This window comes from Luteimonas sp. S4-F44, from assembly GCF_022637415.1.
Lineage (GTDB): Bacteria > Pseudomonadota > Gammaproteobacteria > Xanthomonadales > Xanthomonadaceae > Luteimonas.
The window spans coordinates 1,273,872-1,294,413 of the sequence record NZ_CP093340.1; the positions used below are offsets into that span (position 1 = coordinate 1,273,872).

The 20,542-nt window shown below is 69.9% G+C and carries 23 protein-coding genes; 16 read left to right on the forward strand and 7 right to left on the reverse strand.

Features of this window, described 5'->3' with window-relative positions:
* Positions 1–137 precede the first annotated feature (137 nt).
* The 4 genes from MNO14_RS05795 to MNO14_RS05810 all read left to right on the forward strand — a co-directional run bounded on the left by MNO14_RS05795 (position 138) and on the right by MNO14_RS05810 (position 3,107).
* Positions 138–1,244, forward strand: coding sequence for an MvdC/MvdD family ATP grasp protein (locus MNO14_RS05795; RefSeq protein WP_241945780.1), 1,107 nt, complete (start codon positions 138–140; stop codon positions 1,242–1,244).
* A 111-nt stretch (positions 1,245–1,355) separates the two neighbouring features.
* Entirely contained in the window at positions 1,356–1,550 is a 195-nt protein-coding gene (locus MNO14_RS05800) for a hypothetical protein (protein ID WP_241945781.1), read from the forward strand.
* A 91-nt stretch (positions 1,551–1,641) separates the two neighbouring features.
* A complete protein-coding gene (locus MNO14_RS05805; protein WP_241945782.1) occupies positions 1,642–2,346 on the forward strand; it encodes a hypothetical protein in 705 nt (234 codons plus the stop codon).
* Positions 2,347–2,534: 188 nt separating this feature from the next.
* Entirely contained in the window at positions 2,535–3,107 is a 573-nt protein-coding gene (locus MNO14_RS05810; protein WP_241945783.1) for a nucleoside 2-deoxyribosyltransferase, read from the forward strand.
* A gap of 15 nt (positions 3,108–3,122) precedes the next feature.
* On the opposite strand, the gene MNO14_RS05815 is transcribed toward MNO14_RS05810, so the two are convergent.
* The gene (locus MNO14_RS05815) at positions 3,123–4,247 is read right to left on the reverse strand and encodes a diguanylate cyclase (RefSeq protein ID WP_241945784.1); all 1,125 of its coding nucleotides are present in this window, start codon (positions 4,245–4,247) and stop codon (positions 3,123–3,125) included.
* Between the two features lie 81 nt (positions 4,248–4,328).
* On the opposite strand from MNO14_RS05815, the gene radA reads away from it, so the two are divergent.
* Complete coding sequence (gene radA, locus MNO14_RS05820; RefSeq protein ID WP_241945785.1) at positions 4,329–5,717, forward strand: DNA repair protein RadA; 1,389 nt, start codon at positions 4,329–4,331, stop codon at positions 5,715–5,717.
* Between the two features lie 40 nt (positions 5,718–5,757).
* Positions 5,758–6,312 (forward strand): hypothetical protein, encoded by a 555-nt coding sequence (locus MNO14_RS05825; protein WP_241945786.1) that lies wholly within the window; start codon positions 5,758–5,760, stop codon positions 6,310–6,312.
* 31 nt (positions 6,313–6,343) lie between these two features.
* Here MNO14_RS05825 and MNO14_RS05830 read toward each other — a convergent pair whose 3' ends face one another.
* From MNO14_RS05830 to ccsA, 6 genes are all read right to left on the reverse strand, one after another.
* Positions 6,344–7,918: a DHA2 family efflux MFS transporter permease subunit gene (locus MNO14_RS05830; protein WP_241945787.1), complete on the reverse strand. Its 1,575-nt coding sequence runs from the start codon at positions 7,916–7,918 to the stop codon at positions 6,344–6,346.
* Positions 7,919–7,943: 25 nt separating this feature from the next.
* Positions 7,944–9,131, reverse strand: a complete 1,188-nt coding sequence (locus MNO14_RS05835; protein WP_241945788.1) for an efflux RND transporter periplasmic adaptor subunit — start codon at positions 9,129–9,131, stop codon at positions 7,944–7,946.
* On the reverse strand, positions 9,128–10,618 hold the full coding sequence (locus tag MNO14_RS05840; protein ID WP_241945789.1) for an efflux transporter outer membrane subunit: 1,491 nt from the start codon (positions 10,616–10,618) through the stop codon (positions 9,128–9,130). The genes MNO14_RS05835 and MNO14_RS05840 overlap by 4 nt, the downstream gene beginning before the upstream one ends.
* A gap of 2 nt (positions 10,619–10,620) precedes the next feature.
* Complete coding sequence (locus tag MNO14_RS05845; protein ID WP_241945790.1) at positions 10,621–10,992, reverse strand: MarR family transcriptional regulator; 372 nt, start codon at positions 10,990–10,992, stop codon at positions 10,621–10,623.
* A gap of 197 nt (positions 10,993–11,189) precedes the next feature.
* A complete protein-coding gene (locus MNO14_RS05850; RefSeq protein WP_241945791.1) occupies positions 11,190–11,894 on the reverse strand; it encodes a hypothetical protein in 705 nt (234 codons plus the stop codon).
* A gap of 23 nt (positions 11,895–11,917) precedes the next feature.
* Positions 11,918–12,706, reverse strand: a complete 789-nt coding sequence (ccsA, locus tag MNO14_RS05855) for a cytochrome c biogenesis protein CcsA (protein WP_241945792.1) — start codon at positions 12,704–12,706, stop codon at positions 11,918–11,920.
* Between the two features lie 117 nt (positions 12,707–12,823).
* Here ccsA and ffh point away from each other — a divergent pair, with 117 nt between their 5' ends.
* The 10 genes from ffh to MNO14_RS05905 all read left to right on the forward strand — a co-directional run bounded on the left by ffh (position 12,824) and on the right by MNO14_RS05905 (position 20,504).
* Positions 12,824–14,194 carry a signal recognition particle protein gene (gene ffh, locus MNO14_RS05860; RefSeq protein WP_241945793.1) on the forward strand — a complete coding sequence of 457 codons (1,371 nt, stop codon included), beginning with the start codon at positions 12,824–12,826 and terminating at the stop codon, positions 14,192–14,194.
* A 2-nt stretch (positions 14,195–14,196) separates the two neighbouring features.
* The gene (locus tag MNO14_RS05865) at positions 14,197–15,270 is read left to right on the forward strand and encodes a nitronate monooxygenase (RefSeq protein ID WP_241946275.1); all 1,074 of its coding nucleotides are present in this window, start codon (positions 14,197–14,199) and stop codon (positions 15,268–15,270) included.
* On the forward strand, positions 15,267–16,091 hold the full coding sequence (locus tag MNO14_RS05870) for an aminotransferase class IV (RefSeq protein ID WP_241945794.1): 825 nt from the start codon (positions 15,267–15,269) through the stop codon (positions 16,089–16,091). Before MNO14_RS05865 ends, MNO14_RS05870 begins: the two co-directional genes overlap by 4 nt.
* Positions 16,092–16,180: 89 nt before the next feature.
* On the forward strand, positions 16,181–16,441 hold the full coding sequence (rpsP, locus tag MNO14_RS05875) for a 30S ribosomal protein S16 (protein WP_047136289.1): 261 nt from the start codon (positions 16,181–16,183) through the stop codon (positions 16,439–16,441).
* Positions 16,442–16,477: 36 nt separating this feature from the next.
* Positions 16,478–17,005 (forward strand): ribosome maturation factor RimM, encoded by a 528-nt coding sequence (gene rimM / locus MNO14_RS05880; protein ID WP_241945795.1) that lies wholly within the window; start codon positions 16,478–16,480, stop codon positions 17,003–17,005.
* A gap of 169 nt (positions 17,006–17,174) precedes the next feature.
* Positions 17,175–17,930, forward strand: coding sequence for a tRNA (guanosine(37)-N1)-methyltransferase TrmD (gene trmD, locus MNO14_RS05885; protein WP_241946276.1), 756 nt, complete (start codon positions 17,175–17,177; stop codon positions 17,928–17,930).
* Between the two features lie 143 nt (positions 17,931–18,073).
* On the forward strand, positions 18,074–18,517 hold the full coding sequence (gene rplS / locus MNO14_RS05890) for a 50S ribosomal protein L19 (protein ID WP_183426030.1): 444 nt from the start codon (positions 18,074–18,076) through the stop codon (positions 18,515–18,517).
* Positions 18,518–18,662: 145 nt separating this feature from the next.
* Positions 18,663–19,076, forward strand: coding sequence for a S4 domain-containing protein (locus MNO14_RS05895; protein ID WP_241945796.1), 414 nt, complete (start codon positions 18,663–18,665; stop codon positions 19,074–19,076).
* 27 nt (positions 19,077–19,103) lie between these two features.
* The gene (locus MNO14_RS05900) at positions 19,104–19,829 is read left to right on the forward strand and encodes a YafY family protein (protein WP_241945797.1); all 726 of its coding nucleotides are present in this window, start codon (positions 19,104–19,106) and stop codon (positions 19,827–19,829) included.
* Between the two features lie 48 nt (positions 19,830–19,877).
* Complete coding sequence (locus MNO14_RS05905) at positions 19,878–20,504, forward strand: glutathione S-transferase family protein (RefSeq protein WP_241945798.1); 627 nt, start codon at positions 19,878–19,880, stop codon at positions 20,502–20,504.
* Positions 20,505–20,542: the final 38 nt, after the last annotated feature.

A 20,542-nucleotide genomic window follows, 5' to 3' on the forward strand; every position in this document is an offset into this window, starting at 1 on the left:
AATGCGGAGACGCTGGGTGCTAACGTCGGTCAGGTGCTTGCTCAGATCAACACTGCAGTAAATGCTCTTTGCGCGGCAGCATTTGGTTTGTCGCGCGTATGGAAGGCGAGGGCAGGCTTGGATTGTAGGAGGTAGGCTTGGAGACAGACGATGGGCGCGGTGCGCGCCGTGACGATGCCGCCGCGGGCACGCGACGTGTGCTGATCCACACCGTGGAAGGCGATTTCCATGCGGCCGTGACCGGGCATGCGCTGCGGTTGCGAGGGCATGAGGTGGTGCGCTGGCGCGGTGATCACTATCCCGAGTTCAGCGCCAGCACGGTGCGCTTCGGACGCGACGGCATGCAGGGAACGCTGGTCTGCGACGGGCGCACGGTGTCGTCGGATGCGGTCGATGTGGTCTGGTATCGCCGGCGGCGTCTGGTGTCGTCGCCGGATTACGTGGATCCGCGCGACCAGGCGTTCTGCACCGAGGAGCTGCGGATGGCGGAGCGCTCGCATCCCGAGGCCTTCGCCGATGCCTTCTGGATCAACCCGCCGGCCGCGTCCCTGCTGTGCGAGGTCAAGGCGCACCAGTTCCGTCATGCGCTGGCGGCCGGGCTCGCGGTGCCGCGCACATTGATCAGCAACGACCCGGCGACGATCCGGAACTTCATCCTCGAGGTCGAGGACTGCATCTACAAGCCGCTCGGCGGCTATATCTGGAAGGAAGACGGGGCGAGCCTGAAGACTTACACCGCGAAGGTTGCGATGGACGATCTCCCGTCCGACGCGCTGTTGCGCGCGACGCCGGGCATCTTCCAGGAGAAGGTCGCCAAGGCGTACGAGGTGCGGGCGCAGTTCTTCGGGCACAGTTGCTTCGCGATCAGGATCGACTCCAACACGCTCGAAGGCGGCGATCTGGACTGGCGGCTCGACCAGAGATCGATCCGGCGTTGCGAGCCGGCGCCGTTGCCGGCCAAGGTCGAGGCGGCCTGCATCGCGCTGATGGCGCGGCTGGGGATCGTGAGCGGGGGATTCGATTTCATCGTGACCCCGGAGGGCAACTGGCAGTTCCTGGAGGTCAACGAGGCGGGCCAGTTCTTCTTCATCGAGTCCTGGTGCCCGGACCTGCCGGTACTCGATGCGTTCTGCCAATTCATCGAAGCCGCGCGTGCGGATTTCAGGTATTCGGCGCCCGGGACGCCGATAACTTTGACGCAGGCCACGGTTTCGGCCTATGAGCACGGGCTAATCTCGAAGTGATGCGCGAAGTGCAAGGAATCGCAAGGGCCGCCGAGCGCGGCATCTTTCGACGTCGCGGCGGTGTGCCGCGATCGTGATGTGGTGGTGTCCCATCCAACCAGAGGAGTGGTTATGTCCATCAAGTCTGAAGCTCGTACGGCGGTGGCTGCGGAAGGCCGGGTGTTGGCGCGTGTGCTGTCCCGCGAGGAGATCGCGCACGTCAGTGGCGGGGCTGGTGCGTTGGCCGAACCGACCGATTCGTGGGTCGACAACGGCACCTGCACGCCCAAGAGCGATCCGCCGCTCGTGTCGGATCCGCATCTCTGAACCATCGTGCGTCCGCGTCTGACGATCACGCGGGCGCCGATCCTGGCGGCGATTCCATCGCCGCCAGGACGTCTTCGTTGGGAGTGATCGCATGCAGGCGCGTCTTGCGGGGGCGTTGCTGGTGCTGGTCTGCGATGCCGCACTGGCCGTGACGGGGACGCCATCCCCGTCCGATCCCTATATCGAATTTCTGTGGTCCAAGACGCCCGAGGGCGCGTTGGCCAGACAGGAGACGCGGTCGTTCGTGCTCGGCGAGCGCTTCGGGCATCAGGTCTGCGTCGCGGTACTCGATGCAGACGCCACAACATCGGGGCTGACGATCGAGATGCGTGACACGGCGGGGCGGGTGGTCGCGCAGCAGGCGCATCCGGATTTCGATGGCAGCAAACGCTGCTTTCCCGCGCAACTGCCCGCGGACGCGACGCCGGGGACCTGGCGCGTGGTCGTCTATCTGGATGGCGCAGCGGCGCCGGCCGGCAGCCGCGAGGTCGAGGTGTATCCGACACTCGATGCGCTGATCGCCGCCACGCCACAGGACATGCCCTATGTGCTGGGGCGTCCGAACTACGACGCGGCAATCGCGCCCGAAGCGTTTGTCGGTGAGCTGGCCTGGGTCATGCACATCGCACCCGACGGCAGCGTGGATCGGGTGGAGATCGAACGTGCCGAGGGCATCGGCCTGAAGATTCAGGACCGCGCGATTCGCGCCGGTGAGATTTCGCTGTTCCCGCCGCGCTCGGGACCCGAATCGACCTCCACCTTCCGCCGGCAGCTGTCGTTCCGGAACGACGAGTAGCCACGGCATCACGGGCACCTGGCAGGTGCCTGGGCGGCCTCGCCGCGTCTGCCATCTGTTCGCGAAGCGCGACAGCTGCAGCGGTCCCGCCGTCAGCCAACACCAGCCCAAAGACAGCGGCATCGGGTCGCATTCCCGGTGTCGGCCGGCGCCGCGACAATGCGGTCCCTGCCGTCGTACTCGCCGCGATGATCCGTTCCCTGTACCTCGCCGGACCCGATGTGTTCCGGCCCGATGCCCGCGCGCGCGGGACTGAGTTCAAAGCGCTGTGCGCGCGCTTCGGGATCGAGGGCTTGTATCCGCTCGACCAGGACGTGCCGTCGGCGCTCGTCGATCCGGGCGATCAGGCGCGGTGGATCTACCGCGCCAACATCGGCCTGATCGAGCGCGCCGACGCGGTGCTCGCCAATCTGGATTTCTTCCGCGGGCCGGAGCCAGACAGCGGCACCTGTTTCGAGGTCGGCTATGCGGTCGCGCGCGGCAAACCGGTGTACGGCTACATCCCCGAGGGCGGCACGCTGGCCCAGCGCATCCGCCAGCGACATCCGCACGCGATCGGCCCCGACGGCGTGCTCGACGCGCACGGCTGGAACATCGAGGCGTTCGGCTTGCCGCTGAACCTGATGCTGTCGGTGCCGGCACCGCTGGTGGTCGGCGATGCAGCGATGGTATTGGTGCAGTTGATGCGTTGCGGCGAGACGCCGCTGCCGGCGGAGATGCCTCGCGCGTCCGAATGTCGGATTGACGTCGCAGGTGTCTAGGCGAGTGCGCCGGGCTCAGGCCACCGCCACGCAATTGCGCCCGGCGGCCTTGGCGCGGTAGAGCGCGCCGTCGGCATCGCGCAGCCAATCCGCTGGCGAGACGAACTCCGGACGGGTCGTCGAGACGCCGATGCTGGCCGTGCACGCCAGCGTTGGATGGCCGTCGAAGGACAGTGCGGCGATGCCGGCGCGGACGTATTCGGCAACCGCGCACGCGCGCGCCGGCCCGGCAGGGGCGAGCAGGATCGCGAATTCGTCGCCGCCGATCCGGGCCGGCGTGTCGGTGGCGCCGGCGGCGGTCCGCAGCACATCGGCCACCCGTCGCAGCACGAGATCGCCGACGCCGTGGCCATAGTGGTCGTTGATCGATTTGAAGGCGTCGATGTCGATCATCAGCAGTGTGGCTGGATCGCCGTTGTGATCGAAGCGCGACAAGGCGTCGCGCACCCGGATATCGAAATGCCGCCGGTTGGGCAGGTCGCTGCCCGAATCCGTCCGGCTGCTGCGTTCGAGCTCGCGGTTCTGCCGGGCAATCGTTCTGCCCAGGCGATAGGTCACCAGGCTCAGCGCGATGTGGTAGCCGAACATCAGCGGCAGGCAGGCGAGCAGGGTGCGTGTCGAGGTCGATGGCGCGAACGGAAAGCCGGCAAGTGCCCAGCCGGCCGCGAAGGCGAGTACGAACAGGGCGGCCGCGCGCCGGAACAGGCGCCAGCCGCCGGCGGCGAGCCGGTCGGAGGCCAGCACCGTCGCCATGACCGTGGTCGGCAGCAGGCTGAGTGCGATCGCCGCGACCCACAGGCCGCCGGCCACCGCGTCGACGAGCAGGTTGCGATATTCGGTGGCTACCGGATCGCGTGCGCGTCGCGACAGCATCCAGGCGACCTGCGGCCACACCAAGGCATTGACCGCGAGTGCGGCCCAGAGCCAGGCCGGGGCCCCGCGCTCGGCCAGCACCGATGCGATCGGCAGCGCGCACAGCGCCGCGCCGAGCATCCGCATCCGGAGGATGCGCGACGGGAACAACAGGGCGGCAAGACGGGCCCGGTCGTGGTGGTCGTCGCGGTCGGGCATCGGGGGCGACCCTCCGGGCCGGTCTGTCCGAAGCGATTGTAACGGTGCCTCGTGGGGACGCGCGTGCATGGGCACCACGCGGCAACCGCGTCTCCTTGGGTGCGACTGCTCTCGGCTATCCTGCCGATCCCTGCAACGGACCGATCGTCGATGGCCAAGCCCGCCGCCAAAGCCCGAACCGCCTTCGTGTGCAGCGAGTGCGGCGCCGACTACAACAAGTGGCAGGGGCAGTGCAGCGCCTGCGGTGCCTGGGACACGATCGCCGAGATCGTGCTTGAGAGCGCGGCGTCGGTCCGCTCGCCCGCGGCGCGCCGATCGGGCTGGGCCGGCAAGGTCGATGCGCCCAAGGTCATGGCGCTCAAGGATGTGCAGCAGGGCGAGGACGTGCGGGTGTCGACCGGCATCGGCGAGTTCGACCGGGTGCTGGGCGGCGGTCTGGTCGAAGGCGCGGTGGTGCTGGTCGGCGGCGATCCTGGCATCGGCAAATCCACGCTGCTGCTGCAGGCGCTGGCACGGATGGCGCACACGTTGCCGGGGCTGTACGTCACCGGCGAGGAATCGCTGGCCCAAGTCGCCGGGCGCGCGGTCCGGTTGGGCCTGTCGCTCGACGGTCTGCACGCGCTGGCCGAGACCGGGATCGAGCGCATTCTCGAGCACGCCTCCAAACTCAAGCCCGGGCTGATCATCGCCGACTCGATCCAGACCCTGTGGACCGAGTCGCTGACCGCGGCACCCGGCTCGGTGAGCCAGGTCCGCGAGTCGGCCGCGCGGCTGGTGCGCTATGCCAAGGAGACCGGCACCGCGGTGTTCCTGGTCGGCCACGTCACCAAGGAGGGCGGCATCGCCGGCCCGCGCGTGCTCGAGCACATGGTCGACGCGGTGCTGTATTTCGAGGGCGACAGCGGCAGCCGCTTCCGGGTGATGCGCGCATTCAAGAACCGCTTCGGCGCGGTCAACGAACTGGGCGTGTTCGCGATGGGTGAAAAAGGCCTCAAGGAGGTCGCCAACCCGTCGGCGATCTTCCTGTCGGGGGCGGGCGCGCAGCAGCCGGGCAGTTGCATCATGGTCACCCGCGAGGGCACCCGGCCGTTGCTGGTCGAGGTGCAGGCGCTGGTCGACGCCTCGCCGCTCTCGAACCCGCGACGCGTCGCGGTCGGCATGGAGGGCAACCGGCTGGCGATGCTGCTGGCGGTGCTGCATCGGCACGGTGGCATCATGACCGGGGACCAGGACGTGTTCGTCAACGTCGTCGGCGGCATCCGCGTGCAGGAGACCGCGGCCGACCTGCCGGTGCTGCTGTCGGTGCTGTCGTCGTTGCGCGACATCCCGCTGCCGGACAAGACCATCGCCTTCGGCGAGGTCGGCCTGGCCGGCGAGATCCGGCCGGTGCCCAACGGCGAGGAGCGCCTGAAGGAGGCCGCCACGCACGGCTTCGTGCGCGCGATCGTGCCGCGCGCCAACGCGCCCAAGGCCGGTGCCTACAAGGGCATGGAGGTCATCGCGGTCGAACGGCTGGCCGAGGCGCTCGAGCATGTCTGAGTGCCGGGCTGTTCGCCCGGACAAGCCGGCCTGAGCGGTGATGCCGATCGCACGCATCGTCTCGATCGCGCTGCATCCATTCGTCGTGTTCGCGGCGCTCGCGTTGCTGGCCGCCTGGCGTGTCGACCCCGCCTCGCTCGGGCGGACCGTGCTGGGGCTCGTCGCGGGGGTCGCGATCGTCGCGGTCTTCATCTGGCAGCGGCGTCGGGGTGGGCACTGGGAAACAGTCGATGCGTCGCGACGGCAGGAGCGGCCGCTGCTCTATGCGCTGCTGTTGGTCATCGCCGGTGGCTACTGGCTGTGGATGGGCGGAAGCGGCTCGGCGACCTCCACCGGCGTGCTCGCGGGCGCGCTGATGCTGTGCGCGGCCGGCCTCGCCAACCGCTGGATCAAGCTGTCGCTGCACATGGCGAGCCTGGCGTTTGCGGGTGTGGCGATCTGGCCGTTGTCGCCCGTGGCTTCGGTCGCAGCGCTGCTGGCCCTGCCGGTGCTGGGCTGGTCACGGCTGCGTCTGGCGCGGCATACGTGGCCCGAGACGATCGCCGGCACCGCGCTCGGGCTGGTCACGGGCCTGGTGCTGCTGGCCGTGGGCTGACAACGCGCGCCCAGACGGCGCGCGTCGCCGCTCAGTGGCCGCCGGAAGCCGCGCCCCCGATTTTCGCCGCGAACGGGGGCCGCGCCATCCAGACGAACGCGATCACCAGCAGGAACAGGAGGCCCAGCAGATGGAAGATCTCGTTGAAGCCGATCTGGGTCGCCTGCTGGGCGATCATCTGATCGAGCACCATCGCGCCGCGTTGCACATCGCCCTGGCCGAGCGCGGCGACCGTCTGCTGGATCGCAGGATCGTGCGCGGGGATATGCTCGGTCAGCTGCGCATGGTGGATCGTGCTGCGCTGGTTCCAGGCCCAGGTGGTCAAGGATGCGGCGAAGCTGCCGCCGAGCGTGCGTACGAAGGTTGCCAGGCCTGAGCCGGCGGCGATCTCGTGCGGTTCGAGATCCGATAGCAGGATGGTGAGCACCGGCATGAAGAACAACGCCACGCCCAGGCCCTGCCACAGCTGCACCATCGCGACATGCTGGAAGTCGACCTCGAGATTGAAGCCCGAGCGGATGAAGCTGGTGAAGGCCATCACCATGAACGCGAACGTCGCCAGGATGCGCAGGTCGAAGCGGGTGGCGTACTTGCCCACCAGCGGGGTGAGCAGCACCGGCAGGATGCCGATCGGCGCGGTCGCAAAGCCCGCCCAGATCGGCGTGTAGCCCAGGTTGCGCTGCAGCCACAGCGGCACCAGCAGGCCGACCGCGAAGAACGCCGAGTAGCCGAGCACCATCGCGAGCGTGCCGAAGGCGAAGTTGCGATGGCGGAATAGCCGCAGGTTGACGATCGGGTCTTTCTCGGTGAGCTCCCAGATCAGGAACACCGCCAGGCCCAGTACCGAGGTGATCGCCAGCCACACGATCTTGTTCGACTCGAACCAGTCTTCCTCGTTGCCCAGGTCGAGCAGCGTCTGCAGTGCGCCGACGCCGATGATCAGCGTGATCAGACCGACGTAGTCCATCTTCGGTTTCTCGAGCTTCTCCGGGCGCCCGCGCAACTGGCTGGCGACGACGAGGCTGGCGAAGATGCCGATCGGCACGTTGATGAAGAAGATCCATTCCCAGCTGTAGTTGTCGGTGATCCAGCCGCCGAGGATCGGGCCGCAGATCGGTGCGACCACGGTGACCATCGCCAGCAGCGCGATCGCCTGCCCGCGTTTGGCCGGGGGATAGATCGAGATCAGCAGGGCCTGGGTCACCGGATACATCGGGCCGGCGACGAAGCCCTGCAGCGCGCGGGCAGCGACCAGGAACCCCATGCTCGACGCCAGGCCGCACAGCAGCGAGGCGATCACGAACGCGAAGGTCGCCCACACGAACAGCTTGCGCTCGCCGAAGCGGCGGGTCATGAAGCCGGTCAACGGCAGCGCGATCGCATTGCTGACCGCGAACGAGGTGATGACCCAGGTCGCCTGGTTCGAGCTCGCGCCGAGGTTGCCGGCGATCGTCGGCAACGAGACGTTGGCGATCGTGATGTCGAGCACCTGCATGAACGACGCCAGCGCAAGGCCGATCGTCGTCAGCGCCAGATTCGGCGGACGGAAGGCGGATGCAGCGGCCGGGGCGGGGGCGCCCGGCGCGTCGGCGGTGGTCGTGGACATGGCGGGCTCGATGCCGGAAGGCGGCTCAGCGGCGGGCGGTGATCTGGGGCAGGTTGGCCTCGATCGTGCGCGTGATCAGCGCATCGGCCTGGGCCTGCTGCTCGGCGTAGGCATCGGTCGACAGCAGCGGCGCGGCGCGCTTGGCCTGCGAGGTGGCCAGCACCGGGCCGTCCTGGTCGCGCACCGCGACATCGACGTGCATGCTCAGGCCCAGACGCAGCGGATGCTCGGCCAGCTGCGCGGGATCGAGTTCGATGCGCACCGGCACGCGCTGGACGATCTTGATCCAGTTGCCGCTGGCGTTCTGCGCCGGCAGCAGCGAAAACGCGCTGCCGGTGCCCATGCCGAGGCTGGCGACCTTGCCGTTGTACCGCACCTTGCCGCCGTAGAGGTCGGCGCGCACGTCGACCGGCTGGCCGATGCGCATGCCGGTGAGCTGGGTCTCCTTGAAGTTGGCCTCCACCCAGACCTGCTCCAGCGGCACGATCGTCATCAGCGTGTTGCCCGGCTGCACCCGTTGGCCGAGCTGCACCTCGCGGCGGGCGACGTAGCCCGACACCGGCGCGACGATGGCCATGCGCTGCAGGTCGAGCCAGGCCTGGCGCAGCTGCGCGGCGGCGGCCTGGACCTGCGGCTGGCTCGCGACCTCGGTCGCGTCGACCAGCGCGCGACTGCGAGAGAGTTGACCTTGCGAGGCCGACAGCGCGGCCTCGGCGCCGGCCAGCACGTCGCGGGCGTGCGCCAGTTCCTCGCGCGAGACCGCACCGCTGGCGACCAGGCCTTCGCGGCGCCGCACGTCTTCGCGGGCCTGACGCACGGCGACCTGTCGCGCCGCCAGTTCGGCCTGGCCGGATTCGACGCTGCTGTAGAGGCCGCGCACCTCGCGGACCGTGCCAGCCAGATTCGCGGCCGCCTGGTCGTAGGCGACCTGCGCGTCGTTGGGGTCGAGATGCACCAGCGCCTGACCGGCCTCGACGCGCATGCCTTCGTCGGCATCGATCGAGACCACCGTGCCCATGGTCTGCGGGACGATGCTCACGACATTGCCCTGCACATAGGCATCATCGGTGTCCTGGTGCCAACGCGCGACGAGCAGATACCAGGCCGCCCAGCCGACGCCGGCCAGGATGGCGACGGTGGCGAGGATCGTGAGGGCGCGGCGGCGCTTGCCATTCTTCTGCGGCGGGGTGGCGGTGTTGGATTCGGAGGTCATGGCGTGGTCGCCCCGGCTTGGGTCTGCGTGAAAGGGATGGGCGCGGCGAGGGTCAGGCCACCGCCGAGCGCGCGGTCGAGATCGACCGCGGCGCCGAAGCGTTGCGCGCGCAGCGTCGCGAGTTGCTGTTCGAGCTGGAACAGTGGTCGCTGCGCGGCGAGGACATCGAGCTGGTTGCCGATCCCGGCGCGGTAGCGGGTGTCGGCGAGCACGAACGCCTGGCGGGCGGCCTCGGTCGCGCCGGCGACGGTGTCGATCTGCGCGTCGAGCGCGCGCGCCGCCTGCAAGGCGTCGGTGACCTCGCGCAGCGCGCCGACCAGCGTCTGGTCATAGCTGGCGACCGCGGTGTCGTAGTCGGCATCGCGCTGGGCCAGGCCGGCGCGCAGCCGGCCGCCGTCGAAGATCGGCAGGCTCAGCGCCGGGCCGCCGAAGCCGAGCACCGCGTCGCTGCCGAACAGGTCCGAGAGGCTGCCCGCCGCCAGGCCGACGAGGGCGCTGAGGTTGACGCTGGGCTTGAAGGCAGCCTTGCCGGCGTCGACGCCGCGGGCGGCGGCCTCGACGCGCCAACGCGCGGCGACGACATCGGCGCGATGGCCCAGCAGTTCGCTCGGCAGCACCGTGGGCACCGCTGGCGGCGGTGCTTGCAGCAGCTGCGGGCGGGCGATGTCGAGGCCGCGGTCGGGTCCCTTGCCCAGCAACGCGGCCAGCGCATTGCGCGCCGCATCGATCTGCTGTTGCGCGGCCTGCGCCTGCTGGCGCGCGATGCCGATCGCGGTGTCGGCATTGCGCAGCTGCAACTGGTTGTCCAGACCGGCCTCCACGCGCTGCTGCGCAAGGTCGCGCAACCGGCTGGCGCGGTCGATCTCGCGCTGCGCCACGTCCTGCGCGTCGAAGGCCTGCGCCAGCGCGATATAGCCGCGGGCGACATTCGATGACAGTGTCAGGCGCGCGGCCTGGGCGTCGACCTCGGCGGCGCGCGCCTGCCCGGCTGCCGCCTCGAAAGCCGCGCGCTGGCCGCCCCACAGGTCGGGCGCCCACGCGAAGTCGAGCATCAGCACGTCGCTGGCCTTGAAGTCGCCGCCGATCGGGTCGGGCGCCAGGGTCTCCGGCAACTGCACGCCGCTGACGCGCGCGCTGGCGCCGAGGGTCGGCCGACGCTGCGCATCGGCGAGCCCGGCCTGCGCCTGCGCGCTGCGGGTGCGGGCGTCGGCGGCGGCCAAGGACGGGCTGTCGCGCAGCGCCTCTTGGATCAGCGCGTCGAGTTGAGGGTCGCCGAACGCGGTCCACCAGTCGCTGCGCGGAAAGTCGGCAGCGCTGAGCGGGGCGCCGGCCAGGCTGCGGCCTGCGGCGAGCGTGTCGGCATCGCTGGGCGTGAGTTGCGGTGCCAGGCCGCGACTGCTGGCGCAACCCGCCAGCAGCAGCGCGGCGACGATCGGCAACACCGCAGCCGGCACCCGTTGCCGGGCGCGTGTCGTGGGAGAAGGCATGGTCACTGTCCCGGGAAGGAGAGGTTATCGCGAACCTGTTCGAGAAGCTGGATCAACTGCTGTCGCTGGGCGTCGTCAATGCCCGACATCGCACGCTCGCGCACGCGGTTGCCGCATTGGTCGATGTCGCGCCAGATCGCCTCGCCTTGTGCGCTGAGCCGGATGCGCACCACGCGGCGGTCATCGGGATCGGCGTGGCGTTCGACCAGGCCGCGGTCGATCAGCTTGTCGATCAGACGGGTCATGGCGCCGGGGTTGAGTTCGGCCGCGCGGGCCAGATCGGTGGCGTTGCTGGTGCCCATCGCCAGCTTCTTGATGGTGATGTACTGGCTGAAGCTCAGGTCATGCCCGGCCTGGGCGAGCTCGTCGGCCATGCGCGCCCACATCCCGTCGCGGACCTGCCGGAAGAGCAGACCCAGCGACGAACCGCTGGCGGAGGCACAAGGGCGGGGAGGCGACGACATGGCGGCGCATATTCCCCGCCTCTGCAATTGTTGTCAATGCAAGTATTGCCGCGACAAACGCCGTTCAGGCAGGCGGCTGGGATCGGTTCAGGCGCCGGCCCGACCGTTCAGGGAACAGGTCGGATGTCGTAAGGCTGCCGGAACTGGCGCAGCGGCTTGGCCGGGTCGGGTCCGATGCGGTAGAGCCGGGCGGCCGCTTGGCCCGCGGTCCGCAACCGCGTCGCGGCCAGTCCTTCTGCGACTTCGGTCTGGACGTCCACGACGTGGCCGTCCGGCCCGAAGCCCAGAACCCAGACGAGCCGGCCCACATAGTCGACCGGCGCGAGGTCGTCTGGATAATTGGTACGTCCGTGGACGTACATGCGGTCGCCTCGTGCGAACGCAGCCGAGGCCAGGGACTCGGCCACCTCGATCGTCGTCTGCGCCGCGATCTGCCCATCGAAACGCAGGACGATGCGACGCAGGCCGGGTGTCACGCCCAGCGCGGCGAGGTCGATCGTGCCGCAGCGGACGAACTTCGATTCGGTTCCAGGTTCGGTGCCTGACCACAGCGTGTGGCGGCCGGCGCTGTCGTCGATCTCCAGCCGAATATCGACCGCGCGCTGCGGGAAGCCCTGCGTCTTCCAGCAGGCCAGGTGCGGTGTCTCGGGATGGCGCAACAGGCCCTGGGCGACCGGGCGGGCGCCGGACCCCGCCACCGGCGCGTTCCAGAGAAACTCGATGTGGCCGAAGATCGGCGACTGCGCCTCGTCGTCCGCGGTGGCGTTCGACATCGACGCGGCGAGTACCAGGGCGAACATCCATGCGCGCATGCGGATCGTCCCGATCAGCGAGATTAGCTCGGGCGCTTGAGCACCAGCTCAAGCACGAACTTGCTGCCGAAGAACGCCAGCACCAGCAGCGCCATCGCCGCCAGTGTCCAGCCGACCGCGCGGGGGCCACGCCAGCCGTGGCGCCAGCGGCCCAGCAGCAGGGCGCCGAAGGCCAGCCACGACAGCACGCTCAGCACGGTCTTGTGGATCAGGTGCTGGGCGAAGAAGTCGTCGACGAACAACACGCCGGTGACCAGCGTCGCGGTCAGCAGCGCGAACCCGACCCCGATCGTGCGAAACAGCAGCGATTCGAGTTCGGTCAGCGGCGGCAGTGCGCGCAGCCAGCGATGGAACTCGCGTCGGCGCAGCGCGCGTTCCTGCGCCCACAGCAGCAGCGCGAGCAGCGCGGCGATCGCGAGCGTGGCGTAGGACAGCAAGGCGCATGCGGCATGCAGCTGCAGGCGCCAGTCCGGCACGCTGGACGCGACATGCGCGCCCCGGCCGTAGGAGATCAGCGCCGCGGCGGCGATTGGAAACACGATCACGCCCAGCGCGGCGACGCGCCCGCGGATGTCGTAGAGCATGGTCAGCACCGCCATTCCCAGGCCGACCAGCGACAGCGCGGCGTAGAAATGCAGCTCGGTGCCCACGTCGCGCCAGACCAGCATGTGCGCGGCGGCATGCAGCGCGACGGCCGCGCCGGCCGGCACCGCCCACCACGCGTTGCCGGGCGCAGGGTCGCGCCCGACGCCGTGCACAAGCGCCACGGCCGCGGCTACGTAGAGCAGGGCTGCGATGAGAACCATTGTCATCGCGGAAGTGTCGCACAGGAACGCCCTGAACGCGCCTGTCGCCCATTGGCGTGGGCCGGAGCGCCGGGGCGTGCGGGCTATAATCGTCGACCGTTTGCAAGCCAGCCCGAGTCCCGCATGTTCGAGTCCCTGACCCAGCGCCTGTCCGGCACCATCGAGCGCCTGCGCGGGCGCGGCCGTCTGACCGAGGAGAACATCCGCGAGGCGACCCGCGAGGTGCGCATCGCGCTGCTCGAAGCCGATGTCGCGCTGCCGGTGGTGCAGGCGTTGATCGAGCGGATCAAGGTCCGCGCGGTCGGCCAGGAAGTGCTCAAGTCGCTGACCCCGGGCCAGGCGCTGATCAAGGTCGTGCGCGATGAGCTGACCGCGGTCATGGGCGCGCAGGCGACCGAGCTCAATCTCGCCGTGCCGGCGCCGGCGGTCGTGCTGATGGCCGGCCTGCAGGGCGCGGGCAAGACGACCACCGTCGGCAAGCTTGCCAAGCTGCTGAAGGAAAAGCGCAAGAAGAAGGTCATGGTCGTCAGCGCCGACGTCTACCGTCCGGCCGCGATCGAGCAGCTGCGCACGCTGGCCGAGCAGGTCGATGTGCGGTTCTTTCCGTCCGAGGCTTCGCAGCAGCCGGTCGACATCGTGCGCGCGGCGATCGCCGATGCGCGCAAGTCGTTCATCGACGTGCTGCTGGTCGACACCGCCGGCCGTCTGGCGATCGACGAGGCCATGATGGCCGAGATCAAGGCGCTGCATGCCGCGGTCAATCCGGTCGAGACGCTGTTCGTCGTCGACTCGATGACCGGCCAGGACGCGGCCAACACCGCCAAGGCCTTCGGCGAGGCGCTGCCATTGACCGGCGTGGTGCTGACCAAGACCGACGGCGATGCCCGCGGCGGCGCGGCGCTGAGCGTGCGCTACATCACCGGCAAGCCGATCAAGTTCGTCGGTACCGGCGAGAAGGTCGACGGCCTCGATGTCTTCCATCCCGAACGCGTTGCCAGCCGCATCCTCGACATGGGCGACGTGCTGTCGCTGGTCGAGCAGGTCGAGCACCAGGTCGACAAGGACAAGGCGGCCAAGCTCGCGCAGAAGGTCGCCAAGGGCAAGAAGTTCGACCTCAACGACATGAAGGACCAGCTCGAACAGATGCAGAACATGGGCGGCATCGGCAGCCTGATGGAGAAGCTGCCGGGCCTGGGCCAGGTGCCCGAGCACCTCAAGCAGCAGGTCCAGCAGAACAAGGAAGTGCCGCGGATGATCGCGATCATCGACTCGATGACCAAGAAGGAACGGCGCAATCCGACCCTGCTCAACGGCTCGCGCCGCGCGCGCATCGCCGCCGGCTCGGGCACCACGCCAGCCGACGTCAACAAGTTGATGAAGCAGTACATGCAGATGGAAAAGATGATGGGCAAGATGGCCCGCGGCGGCATGAAGGGCATGATGCGCGGCCTGCAGGGCATGATGGGCGGCATGGGCCGCATGCCGTTCCGGTGAGCGTGGGCGCGCACCCGGCGCGCCAGCGGGCCGACGCGTTCTGTGCGCGTTTCGGCCTGCGGATTCCGGTCCTGATGGGGCCCATGGCCGGCGCCTGTCCGCCGGCGCTGGCGGCGGCGGTCGCCGAGGCGGGCGGCCTGGGGGCGATGGGCGCGGTGCTGTCGCAGCCGGCCGATATCGACACGTGGATGCGTGCGTTCCGTGATCGCACCGCGGGCCCGGCGCAGATCAACCTGTGGATTCCAGATCCGCCGCCGTCGCGCGACGCAGACGCCGAAGCGGCGACCCGGGTGTTCCTCGAGCGCTGGGGGCCGGCGGTGCCGGCGTCCGCCAGCGACGCCACGCCGGCCGATTTCGATGCCCAGTTCGACGCCTTGCTGGCGGCGCGGCCGACCGTGGCCTCGAGCATCATGGGGGTGTTTTCTGCGGTGCAGGTCGAACGCCTGAAGACGGCCGGCATCGCCTGGTTCGCGACCGTCACCACGCTCGATGAGGCGCGCCAGGCGCAGGCCGCGGGCGCCGATGCGGTGGTCGCACAGGGCGCCGAGGCGGGTGGACACCGCGGCGCCTTCGAGGCCGCCGAGGCCGAACACCGAATCGTCGGGCTGTTCTCGCTGCTGCCACGGCTTGTCGACGCCCTCGAGGTGCCGGTGATCGCCGCCGGCGGCATCGCCGATGGGCGCGGCATCGCGGCGGCCTTGTTGCTGGGGGCGAGCGCGGTGCAGGTCGGCACCGGCCTGTTGCGCACGCCCGAGGCGGCCATCACGCCGGTCTGGGCGGACGCGTTGGCGACCGCCGAGCCGGAGGCCTGCTGGCCGACCCGGGCGTTCAGTGGCCGGCTCGGCCGCGCGCTGGCGACCGACTACGTGCGCGCAGCCGCGGCCGACGACGCGCCACCGCCGCGGCCGTACCCGGTCCAGCGCGGACTCACCGCGCCGATGCGCGCGGCCGCGGTCCGCGAGGGCCGGCTCGACGCGATGCAGGCCTGGGCGGGCCAATCGGCCTGGCAGGCGCAGGCACGGCCGGCGGGTGAGCTCGTGCAGGACTGGTGGCGCGACGCGCAGGCGTTGCTGTGACACGCGCTGCGCTTGCTCTCAGTCACTGGATCGACGGCCGGCCGGCCGAGGCGGTCGACCTTGCCGCCGCCCTGGTCAACTACGGGCATTTCTCGACATTGCAGGTGCGCGGACGCGCGGTGCAGGGGCTGGACTTGCATGTGGCGCGGTTGCAGGCCGCCAATCTGGAATTGTTCGACAGCCCGCTGGCATCGGATGCCCTCCTGGCTGCGATGGCCTCGGCCCTCGCGGCTGCTGGCGTCGACGATGCGACGTTGCGCATCGCGGCGTTCGCGCGCGATGTGCCGGCGGTCGAGCGCGGCGAGGCGGTGCCGGTGGTCCTGCTGGTCGCGTTGTCGCCCCCGCGCGAGCCACCGGCCGCGCCATTGCGGCTGGCCTCGCATGTCCACGTCCGCGCGCTGGCCCATCTCAAGCACGCCGCGACGTTGCCGCTGCTGCATGCGCGCCGGCAGGCGGCGCTGGCCGGCTACGACGATGCGCTGCTGGTCGATGCCGATGGCACGATCGGCGAGGGTGCGCTGTGGAACGTCGGCTTCGTCACTGGCGATGCGGTGGTGTGGCCGATCGCGCCGGCGTTGCGGGGGACGAGCGAGCGGCTGCTGCAGCGCGCGCTCGAGGCGGCGGGCATCGCGCAGCGCCACGCCCGTGTCGGCTTGGCCGATTGCGCGGACTTCGATGCCGCATTCGCCTGCAACAGCGGCGGGCTGCGTGCGGTGGCCTCGATCGACGGCTGGCGCTTTGCGGCCGACGCGGCGATGCCCGGGCGCTTGCGCGCGCTGCTCGCCGCCCAGCCCTGGATGCCGCTCGCGGGCGCGCGCTGACCGGTGCTTGCGCCGGCGGCCGCCGCTTCCGCTATAATCGCCGGCTTACCTCGCCACCCTGGCGACTGGGCAACACAGGAAGCAAAGCAATGGTCAAGATCCGACTGACGCGCGGCGGCGCCAAGAAGCGTCCGTTCTACCACATCATCGTGACCGACTCGCGCAGCGCGCGCGACGGCCGCAACATCGAGCGCGTGGGGTACTACAACCCGGTCGCGACCGGCGGTGAGCAGCGTGTCGTCCTCGACACCGAGCGCGTCGACCACTGGGTCAAGAACGGCGCCCAGATGAGCGACAAGGTCCGCGCCCTGTACAAGGAAGCGGGCAAGGCTGCGGTCGCCGCTGCCTGATCCATGGGCCGCGCCTGCGGGCGCGGCCATGCCGATATGAACGACCCGACGCGCCAGCCTCCCCAGCGGATGATCCAGCTGGGCAAGGTCCATGGCGCGTTCGGCGTGCGCGGCGAAGTGAAACTCGAATCGTTCACCGATCCGCGCAGCGCGATCTTCCGCTACCAGCCCTGGGTGCTGCGCGATGGCCGCGGGGGCGAGCGCATGCTGTCGGGCGCGCGCGGTCGCGAGACGCCCAAGGGCGTGGTCGCCACGCTGCCCGACATCGCCGACCGCGATGCCGCCGAGGCCGCACGCGGGCTCGAGGTCTGGGTGCCGCGCGAGGCGCTGCCGCCGCCCGCGCCGGGCGAGTACTACTGGGTCGACCTCGAGGGCCTGCGCGTGCGCAATCTCGACGGCGTGGACCTGGGGACGGTGTCCCATCTGTTTTCGACCGGCGCCAATGACGTGCTGGTCGCCCAGGGCGAACGCGAACGCATGATCCCGTTCGTCGTGCCCGACTATGTCGTCTCGATCGACTTCGACGCCGGCCTGGTGACGGTCGATTGGGATGCGGACTTTTGAACGCCGCGAGACGCGATTGCTGATCGGACGCTGCGGGTCGTGGCCTGCGAAGCTGCGCCACCCCCGGGATCGGCCATCGCAGCCGTCTCGTCGTTCGTGACCGGGAAGGACCGCCATGTCGTCCGAAGCTCAAACGCAGCACGCATCCCAAACCGGCGATCACGCTGCCATCCGCATCGATGTCGTCAGCCTGTTTCCCGAGTTCATCGACCAGGCGGCCGCGGTCGGGGTGGTCGGGCGTGCGCGTGAGCGCGGACTCGTCGCGCTGCAGGGCTGGAATCCGCGCGACTACGCGCAGGGCAATTACCGCCGGGTCGACGACCGGCCGTTCGGTGGCGGGCCGGGCATGGTGATGCTGATTGAGCCGCTGCGGGCCGCGCTCGCCGCTGCGCGTGCGGCCGATCCGGCACCGGCGCGGACGATCTACATGAGCCCCCAGGGGCGGCCGCTGAGCCAGGCCAAGGTGCGCGAGCTGGCCGCGCTGCCGCGGCTGATCCTGCTGTGCGGCCGCTACGAGGGCGTCGACGAGCGGCTGCTCGAGGCCGAGGTCGATGAGGAGCTGTCGATCGGCGACTACGTGCTGTCGGGCGGGGAACTGGCCGCGGCGGTCGTCGTCGACGCGGTGGCCCGGTTGCAGGATGGCGCGTTGAACGACGCCGATTCGGCGGTCCAGGACAGCTTCGAGGGCGATGGCCTGCTCGATTGCCCGCACTACACGCGGCCGGTCGACCATGCGCTGGGACGGGTGCCCGATGTGCTGTTGTCGGGCAATCACGCCCAGATCGCGGCCTGGCGCCGGCAGCAGTCGCTGGGCCGTACTGCCGAGCGGCGCCCGGATCTGCTCGACGAGTCCGCGCTGGGCAAGGTCGACCGGCGGCTGCTCGCGGCCTGGCGGGCCGAGCGAGGCGAGGATTCAGACGCCTGAGCGCCGCCGCGCCGGCAGTGGCATTCGCCGGGCGGCTGGGCCTATAATGCGCGGCTAACCAAAACAACGGGCCATCGCGCCCGCCATGCCAGAGCGTGCGTCCACGTGCACCACGCCTACAACGACTCCAACAGGCCAAGACCATGACCACCAAGCCCTCCCTGAACACCCTGCTGCAGGAATTCGAAAGCGCCCAGACCGCGCGCGAGCTTCCCGACTTCGGCCCCGGCGACACCGTCGTCGTCAACGTCAAGGTCAAGGAAGGCAACCGCGAGCGCGTGCAGGCCTACGAAGGCGTGGTCATCGGCAAGAAGAACGCCGGTCTGAACTCCGCGTTCACCGTCCGCAAGATCTCGCACGGCTACGGCGTCGAGCGCGTGTTCCAGAGCCACAGCGCGCAGATCGAGTCGGTCGAAGTCAAGCGCCGCGGCAAGGTCCGCGCCGGCAAGCTGTACTACCTGCGCGGCCTGGAAGGCAAGAAGGCGCGCATCAAGGAAGACCTGTCGGCTTCGGCGAAGGCCAAGAACGAGAAGGCACGTGCCGACAAGGCTGCTGCCGCCGCCGCACCGGCGCCGGCTGCCGAGTAATCGGCCCCCGGTTCCGTAGTCGCACGACGGCCGCCGCAAGGCGGCCGTCTGCGTTTAGGCGTCGTGGGACCGGGATGTCCCGACATGCCGCCCGCTCCCTGATCGCCGCGCTTGATTTGCCGGCCGGCGCACCGATATCGGACCAATGAACCAAGCCCCTGGCGCCCATGCCGCCGACGGCGTCCGCCTCGACCTCTGGTTGTGGGCGGCGCGCTTCTTCAAGACCCGCGCATTGGCCAAGCAGGCGATCGAGACCGGCAAGGTCGACGTCGGCGGCCAGCGGGCCAAGCCCGCGCGTGCGGTGCGCCTGGGCGATGCGTTGCGTGTGGCCCGGGGCGAGGAAGTGTTCGAGGTCGTCGTGGCCGGGCTGTCCGACAAGCGCGGATCGGCCAGCGTGGCGCAAGGGCTGTACACCGAATCCGAGGACTCGCGCGCTGCACGCCTGGCGCGTGTCGCCGAGCAGCGCGCGCAGCGCGCCGGTTATCGCGCGCCCGAGCATAAGCCCGACAAGCGCGCCCGGCGGTTGATCCGGGCCCTGGGCGATATCGACGCGCTGTAGCATCAGCGCAGTTGGAGGGCTGGAATCATGTCCGAACGCGCGACACGGCTGCTGCGCCTGCTCGATGACCTGCGCCGCCGGCGCCGGCCTGTCCCCGGCCGCGAACTGGCCGACCGGTTGGGCATCAGCCTGCGCACCCTGTATCGCGACATCGAGGCCTTGCGCGGGCAGGGCGCCGAGATCCAGGGCGATCCCGGGCTGGGCTATCTGCTGCGCCCCGGATTCCTGCTGCCCGCGATGATGTTCTCCGATGAGGAGCTCGAAGCGTTGGTGCTCGGCGCGCGCTGGGTCGGGAGCCACGCCGATCCGGAACTGGCGGCCGCGGCCACCCGTGCACTCGACCGCCTGGTCGGCGTCCTGCCTGGTGCATTGCGCTTGCAGGTCGAGACCAGCGGTCTGTTCGCCCCACACTGGGCGCCATCGGAGCCCGAGCCCTGGCTGCCGATCCTGCGGCGCGCGATCCGGGGCGAACGTGCGCTGCGCATGCAGTATGCCGACGCCGCGGGGCGCGGCAGCGAGCGCACGATCTGGCCGTTCGCGATGGCCTTCCTGTCCGATACCCGCCTGCTCGCCGCCTGGTGCGAGGCGCGCGGCGATTTCCGTCATTTCCGTGCCGACCGGGTCGTGGCGTTGGAGGACACCGGGGTGCGGTATACCGTGCGTCGCCACGAACTGCTGCGCAGGTGGCACGCGCAGCGACGGACCGAGCAACATGCGGCGCTGGCCGGCGACGACGCTGCTGACAGCCACTGACAGCGGGGCCGCGGAGACTGGGCGCTCCTTCCTGACCGAGCAAGCCCGATGACCGAGACGCTGACCTTCTACACCCATCCGATGTCCCGTGGCCGGGTGGCCCGCTGGATGCTGGAGGAAACGGGATTGCCCTACGAGGAAGTGCTGCTGAGCTACGACGGCAGCATGAAGTCGCCGGCGTACCTGGCGATCAATCCGATGGGCAAGGTGCCGGCGATCCGCCATGGCGATACGGTCGTGACCGAGAATGCGGCGGTGTGCGCCTACCTCGCCGAACTGGTCCCCGACAGGCAACTGGCGCCCCCGCCCGGTTCGCCCGAGCGGGGCAGTTACTACCGGTGGCTGTTCTTTCTGGCCGGGCCGCTCGAATCGCTGCTCACCGCGCAAGAAACCGGCGCCCTCGCGCCGGCGCGTACGGCCGGCTACGGCAATGCGGACGATGTGATGCGGACCTTGGAGCAGGCGGTGACGGGCAGAACGTTCCTGGCCGGCGAGCGGTTCAGTGCGGCGGATCTGTACATGGCCGCGGTGCTGGGCTACTACATGCAGATCGGCGCGCTCCAAGCGCGGCCGGCCTTCGTCGAGTTCGCGCGCATCCACGCCGCACGCCCGGCGGCGCGGGCGGCTGCGAAGCGTGACGATGCCCTGGCTGCGCAGGCCTCGGCAGGCAGCTGACGTCCGATCGCGGACGGCGCATTGCGCAGCCGTCCGCG

Bases quoted from the DNA above. Each gene is read 5' to 3' on its own strand.
- MNO14_RS05805 (WP_241945782.1), top strand. From the start codon at position 1,642: ATGCAGGCGCGTCTTGCGGGGGCGTTGCTGGTGCTGGTCTGCGATGCC.
- MNO14_RS05895 (WP_241945796.1), top strand. From the start codon at position 18,663: ATGAACCAAGCCCCTGGCGCCCATGCCGCCGACGGCGTCCGCCTCGAC.
- MNO14_RS05845 (WP_241945790.1), bottom strand. From the start codon at position 10,992: ATGGCCGACGAGCTCGCCCAGGCCGGGCATGACCTGAGCTTCAGCCAG.
- MNO14_RS05835 (WP_241945788.1), bottom strand. From the start codon at position 9,131: ATGACCTCCGAATCCAACACCGCCACCCCGCCGCAGAAGAATGGCAAG.
- MNO14_RS05810 (WP_241945783.1), top strand. From the start codon at position 2,535: ATGATCCGTTCCCTGTACCTCGCCGGACCCGATGTGTTCCGGCCCGAT.
- MNO14_RS05830 (WP_241945787.1), bottom strand. From the start codon at position 7,918: ATGTCCACGACCACCGCCGACGCGCCGGGCGCCCCCGCCCCGGCCGCT.
- ccsA (WP_241945792.1), bottom strand. From the start codon at position 12,706: ATGACAATGGTTCTCATCGCAGCCCTGCTCTACGTAGCCGCGGCCGTG.
- MNO14_RS05850 (WP_241945791.1), bottom strand. From the start codon at position 11,894: ATGCGCGCATGGATGTTCGCCCTGGTACTCGCCGCGTCGATGTCGAAC.
- MNO14_RS05905 (WP_241945798.1), top strand. From the start codon at position 19,878: ATGACCGAGACGCTGACCTTCTACACCCATCCGATGTCCCGTGGCCGG.
- MNO14_RS05815 (WP_241945784.1), bottom strand. From the start codon at position 4,247: ATGCACGCGCGTCCCCACGAGGCACCGTTACAATCGCTTCGGACAGAC.
- radA (WP_241945785.1), top strand. From the start codon at position 4,329: ATGGCCAAGCCCGCCGCCAAAGCCCGAACCGCCTTCGTGTGCAGCGAG.
- rpsP (WP_047136289.1), top strand. From the start codon at position 16,181: ATGGTCAAGATCCGACTGACGCGCGGCGGCGCCAAGAAGCGTCCGTTC.
- ffh (WP_241945793.1), top strand. From the start codon at position 12,824: ATGTTCGAGTCCCTGACCCAGCGCCTGTCCGGCACCATCGAGCGCCTG.
- MNO14_RS05825 (WP_241945786.1), top strand. From the start codon at position 5,758: ATGCCGATCGCACGCATCGTCTCGATCGCGCTGCATCCATTCGTCGTG.
- MNO14_RS05800 (WP_241945781.1), top strand. From the start codon at position 1,356: ATGTCCATCAAGTCTGAAGCTCGTACGGCGGTGGCTGCGGAAGGCCGG.
- rplS (WP_183426030.1), top strand. From the start codon at position 18,074: ATGACCACCAAGCCCTCCCTGAACACCCTGCTGCAGGAATTCGAAAGC.
- MNO14_RS05900 (WP_241945797.1), top strand. From the start codon at position 19,104: ATGTCCGAACGCGCGACACGGCTGCTGCGCCTGCTCGATGACCTGCGC.
- rimM (WP_241945795.1), top strand. From the start codon at position 16,478: ATGAACGACCCGACGCGCCAGCCTCCCCAGCGGATGATCCAGCTGGGC.
- MNO14_RS05840 (WP_241945789.1), bottom strand. From the start codon at position 10,618: ATGCCTTCTCCCACGACACGCGCCCGGCAACGGGTGCCGGCTGCGGTG.